The 2,997-nt window shown below is 67.9% G+C and carries 3 protein-coding genes; 1 reads left to right on the forward strand and 2 read right to left on the reverse strand.

All coding sequences use genetic code 11. The features are described 5' to 3' along the window. Positions 1-80: 80 nt before the first annotated feature. Positions 81-1,109, reverse strand: coding sequence for an LCP family protein (locus tag D9R02_RS11575; RefSeq protein ID WP_047978233.1), 1,029 nt, complete (start codon positions 1,107-1,109; stop codon positions 81-83). Positions 1,110-1,238: 129 nt separating this feature from the next. Continuing rightward, on the reverse strand, positions 1,239-2,303 hold the full coding sequence (gene lplAB, locus D9R02_RS11580; RefSeq protein ID WP_121566952.1) for a lipoate-protein ligase LplAB: 1,065 nt from the start codon (positions 2,301-2,303) through the stop codon (positions 1,239-1,241). A 237-nt stretch (positions 2,304-2,540) separates the two neighbouring features. Here lplAB and D9R02_RS11585 point away from each other — a divergent pair, with 237 nt between their 5' ends. After that, positions 2,541-2,798 (forward strand): type B 50S ribosomal protein L31, encoded by a 258-nt coding sequence (locus tag D9R02_RS11585; RefSeq protein ID WP_019309201.1) that lies wholly within the window; start codon positions 2,541-2,543, stop codon positions 2,796-2,798. The last annotated feature ends 199 nt before the right edge of the window (positions 2,799-2,997 follow it).

A 2,997-nucleotide genomic window follows, 5' to 3' on the forward strand; every position in this document is an offset into this window, starting at 1 on the left:
TCACGGACCAGAGGGGGCGCGGGCCAGGAGGGCACGCGAGGGTGGCCGGGCGGGGAAGCATCCCCACCCGGCGCGCGGGATCACTGGCCCGACTGCCCCACGGACTTGGCGTACTGGTCCAGGGTGCCGCCCGAGATGGCCTTGCCGATCTCCTTCATGGCGGCCTCGTCCGCGATGATGATGGACTGGCCGTCCGCGGAGGTGCCCAGGCCCTGGTTGGGCACGGTGAACATGTGGATGTCACTGCTGCTCATCCCCACCATCTTGGGGGCCTGCTGCGCGATCCACCCGGCCGTGAGGCCGTCACTGACCGTGAGGTACGGGGAGATCTGCTTGACCACCTCGTTGAGCTTCATCGGGTTGGTCAGGGTGCCGGCGCTGACGAGCTCGTTGATCAGCCCCTCCAGGTATGCACGCTGGTTGCGCACGCGCTGGTAGTCGCCGTCCGGGAAGGCGTAGCGCTCCCGCACGAAGGCGAGCGCCTCCTCACCGTTCATCTCCTGGGGCCCCTTCTGGAACTGGTGGCCGTCCTGGGTGGTGAAGGACACGGGGACGTCCACCGTGACACCGCCCAGGGCGTCGGTGAGTCCCTCGAACCCGGCGAAGTCCACGAGCGCCACCTCGTCCACGCGGGTGTCGAAGTTCTGCTCGATGGTGCTCACCATGGTGGGCATCCCGCCCACGTCCAGGGCCGAGTTGATCTTGGCCTCACCGTGGCCGGGGATGTCCACCCAGGTGTCGCGCATGATGGACATCACGTACATCTCGCCGCCGTCCTCGGGGATGTGCAGCAGCATGATGGAGTCCGCGCGGGAGCCCGTGACGGTGGGGTCCTGGCCCTCGGGCCGCTTGTCGGAGCCGAGCAGCAGCACGGTGGTGCCCGCGTCCTCGGAGGAGCCCTTGGCGGGGCGGCTGGACTCCTCGGGGAACGCCGATTCCAGGTTCTGCGCGCCGTTGTCGAAGTTGCGGGCGAGGTTCCACACGAAGAACCCCGCGACCACGCCGATCACCAGGACGATGCCGAGGAGCACCAGGAGGATGTTCCTCCCGGTGTGCTTCTTGCGGGGGGTGGGCTGGTCGTCGTCGAACTCGACCGGATGTGTGGACACGTGGCTCTCCGAGGCTGGGGGGACATGACTCGCGCGAGACCCACCGGGAACCGGTGCCGCGCCCCCGTGGGACGGGGCGCGTCCTACCGGGGGCTGGCGCGGTGCGGTGAGTGCTTTCGCACATCCTAGCTACGGCACCCTGTGGATCCACTCCTCCGTGCCGAACTTGTGCTCCACGAGATTCCGGGCCGTGGCGAGTTCGCTGTCTGAGACCTTACCAACCTGGGCCCCGTAGCGTTCCGCGAACGTGCGGGTCAGGGCCGAGATCACATCCCCACGAGCCATGCCGGTCTGGCGTCGCAGCGGGTCCACGCGCTTCTTGGCGGAACGGATGCCCTTGTCCGAGATCTTCTCCTTGCCGATCCGCAGCACGTCCGTCATCTTGTCCGCGTCGATGTCGTAGCTCATGGTCACGTGGTGGACCATCCCGCCGTTGGCGAAGCGTTTCTGGGCCGCTCCCCCGATCTTGCCCTGCGGCGTGGCGATGTCGTTGAGGGGCACGTAGAACGCCTCCACCCCGAGGTCCGCGAACCCCTGCATGACCCACGCGTCCAGGAACGGGTAGGACTCCGCGAAGCTCATCCCGTCCACCAGGGTCTGGGGGATGTAGAGGGAGTACGTGATGCAGTTGCCCGCCTCCATGAACATGGCCCCGCCGCCGGAGACGCGGCGGACCACCTGCACCCCGTGGCGCCGCGCCCCCTCCGCGTCCACCTCGTTGCGCACGGACTGGAACGAGCCGATGACCACCGCGGGCTCGTCCCAGTCCCAGAACCGCAGCGTGGGCGGACGGTGGCCGGCTCCCACCTCCCTGGCGAGGACCTCGTCCAGGGCCAGGTTCTCCAGGGTGGGGCGCACCTGCGCGGGGACCACCTGCCACTCGTGGTCGCTCCAGCTCGTGGCCTTGGCCAGCGCGCGGCGCACGGCAATCACCACGGAGCGGGCGTCGAAGCCGAACAGCACGGCGTCGCGCGGCAGGGCCGCCTCGATCCTTGCCGTCATCTCCTGCGGATCGGTGTCCTCGTGCAGACCGGTGAGGGCGGCGTTGATGTCGGCGAGCGCCTCGTCGGGCTCCAGGAAGAAGTCGCCGTTGACGGAGACCTCGGCCAGCCGGTGGTCCTGGACGGTGAAGTCCGCGACCACCAGCTTCCCGCCGGGGACCTTGTACTCTCCGTTTGCGCGTGACGTGCTCATTCACTGACCTCCGCTGCGAGTGGTGGCACGGGGTGTGGTGCCGGGTGTTGCGCTCTTGTGGGGCGCCTCAACCCGTTGCCCGTGGATTCCTCTCCTGATGGTATGCACGCGTGGGTCGAATCGACCGACGTGGGCCGGAGGCGTACCATGGGCGGTTGGTGTGCTCACTCTCGAGCGCGCCGCGTCCGAGCAACGCCGTGCCTGGCAAAATCCAGGCACCTACAGAAGGTTGACACCATGAAGGCTGACATCCACCCGGATTACCACCCGGTTCTCTTCCGTGACCTCGCTTCCGGCAAGGTCATCCTGACTCGTTCCACCGCCACCTCCTCCAAGACGGAGACGTGGGAGGACGGCAACGAGTACCCGATCATCGAGGTCGAGATCTCCTCCGAGTCCCACCCGTTCTACACGGGCAAGCAGCGCATCATGGACTCCGCCGGCCGCGTGGAGCGCTTCAACCAGCGGTTCGCGAACTTCGGGAAGTCCAAGTAACCCAGGGACACTCCCCCGTCGACGCCCGGTCCACCGCACGGTGGGCCGGGCGTCGTGCTGTGCGGGCCAGTGCCTGGCCCGGCGCAGCGGATGACGACACTCGCGGAACAATCGTCACCATTTCGTGACCCTCCCCATAGGATGGGCCTGGCTCTTGTCCCCCCAGGCCCCGGCACATCCCCCTGATCCCGTGCCGCGG

The organism is Kocuria rhizophila (genome assembly GCF_003667225.1).
GTDB classification, from domain to species: domain Bacteria; phylum Actinomycetota; class Actinomycetes; order Actinomycetales; family Micrococcaceae; genus Kocuria; species Kocuria rhizophila.

Coding starts and splice junctions, on each gene's coding strand:
- lplAB (WP_121566952.1), bottom strand. CDS start 2,303: ATGAGCACGTCACGCGCAAACGGAGAGTACAAGGTCCCCGGCGGGAAG.
- D9R02_RS11585 (WP_019309201.1), top strand. CDS start 2,541: ATGAAGGCTGACATCCACCCGGATTACCACCCGGTTCTCTTCCGTGAC.